This window comes from Paenirhodobacter ferrireducens (assembly GCF_004022265.1).
Classification (GTDB): Bacteria; Pseudomonadota; Alphaproteobacteria; order Rhodobacterales; family Rhodobacteraceae; genus Rhodobacter; species Rhodobacter ferrireducens.
Window position 1 is genome coordinate 1 of the sequence record NZ_SAVB01000049.1, and the last position, 1,589, is coordinate 1,589.

Consider the following 1,589-nt stretch of genomic DNA (forward strand, 5'->3'; position numbering starts at 1 on the left):
GGCACGGGGGTCGATCTTGCGAACGTGAAGATGTCGATGAACCCCTTCGACGAGATCGCGGTCGAAGAAGCGATCCGCCTGAAGGAAAAGGGCGTCGCCTCGGAAATCGTGGTGGTCTCGGTGGGCGTGAAGCAGGCTCAGGAAACCCTGCGCACGGCGCTCGCCATGGGCGCCGATCGCGCGATCCTGGTGGTGGCCGCCGAGGACGTGCACAGCGACATCGAGCCGCTGGCGGTGGCGAAGATCCTCGCCAAGATCGCGGCGGACGAACAGCCCGGCCTGATCATCGCCGGCAAGCAGGCGATCGACAACGACATGAACGCGACCGGGCAGATGCTCGCCGCGCTGCTCGGCTGGAGCCAGGCGACCTTTGCCTCGGAAGTCGTGGTCGAGGGCGACAAGGCCCGGGTCACCCGCGAGGTCGACGGCGGGTTGCAGACGATCGAGGTGAAGCTGCCGGCGATCGTCACCGCCGACCTGCGCCTGAACGAGCCGCGCTATGCCTCGCTGCCGAACATCATGAAGGCAAAGAAGAAACCGCTCGAGGAAAAGACCGCCGCCGACTATGGCGTCGATGTCACGCCGCGGCTGACGGTGGTGAAGACCGCCGAGCCGGCGGGCCGCTCGGCCGGCATCAAGGTCGGCTCGGTCGACGAGCTGATCGGCAAACTCAAAGACGCGGGGGTGATCTGATGTCGGTTCTTCTGATTGCGGAAGCAAGCAGCCTCGACGCGACGGCGAAGGCGCTGTCGGCGGCGAAGAAACTGGGCCCGGTGACGGTTCTGCTCGCCGGCGCGGGCGTCGATGCGGCGCCCTTCGCGGGCCTCGACGGCGTGGCGAAGGTGCTGGTCGCCGAGGATGCGGCCTATGCGCATGGGCTGGCCGAGCCGCTCGCCGATCTGGTCGTCTCGCTCGCGGGTGGCGTCACCCACATCGTCGCGCCCTCGACGGCGGCGGCGAAGAACGCCCTGCCGCGGATCGCGGCGCTGCTCGACGTGATGGTGCTCTCGGACGTCATCGGCGTCGTCGACGCCGACACCTTCGAGCGCCCGATCTACGCCGGCAACGCGATCCAGACGGTGAAGTCGTCGGACAAGGTCAAGGTGATGACCGTGCGCACCACGGCCTTCGAGGCCGCGGGCGCGGGCGCCCCGGCGCCGGTCGTGGCCGCGGCTGCGGCAGGCGACAAGGGTCTCTCGGCCTGGGTCGAGGACAAGGTCGCGACCTCGGATCGCCCCGAGCTGACCTCGGCGAAGATCGTCGTCTCGGGCGGCCGCGGTGTCGGCTCGGAAGAGAACTTCGCGATCATCGAGGCGCTCGCTGACAAGCTCGGCGCGGCGGTCGGTGCCTCGCGCGCGGCGGTCGACAGCGGCTTTGCGCCGAACGACTGGCAGGTCGGGCAGACCGGCAAGGTCGTGGCGCCGGAGCTTTACATCGCCTGCGGCATCTCGGGCGCGATCCAGCACCTTGCGGGCATGAAGGACAGCAAGATCATCGTCGCGATCAACAAGGACGAAGAGGCGCCGATCTTCCAGGTCGCCGATTTCGGTCTGGTCGCCGACCTGTTCCAGGCCGTCCCGGAAATGACC

The 1,589-nt window shown here is 68.3% G+C and carries 2 protein-coding genes; both read left to right on the plus strand.

The window, feature by feature from the left end; all coding sequences use genetic code 11:
* On the plus strand, positions 1 to 693 hold a 693-nt coding region (locus EOW65_RS19765), incomplete at its 5' end, for an electron transfer flavoprotein subunit beta/FixA family protein (RefSeq protein WP_164880180.1).
* On the plus strand, positions 693 to 1,589 hold an 897-nt coding region (locus EOW65_RS19770; protein ID WP_128152385.1), incomplete at its 3' end, for an electron transfer flavoprotein subunit alpha/FixB family protein. The genes EOW65_RS19765 and EOW65_RS19770, both read left to right, overlap by 1 nt.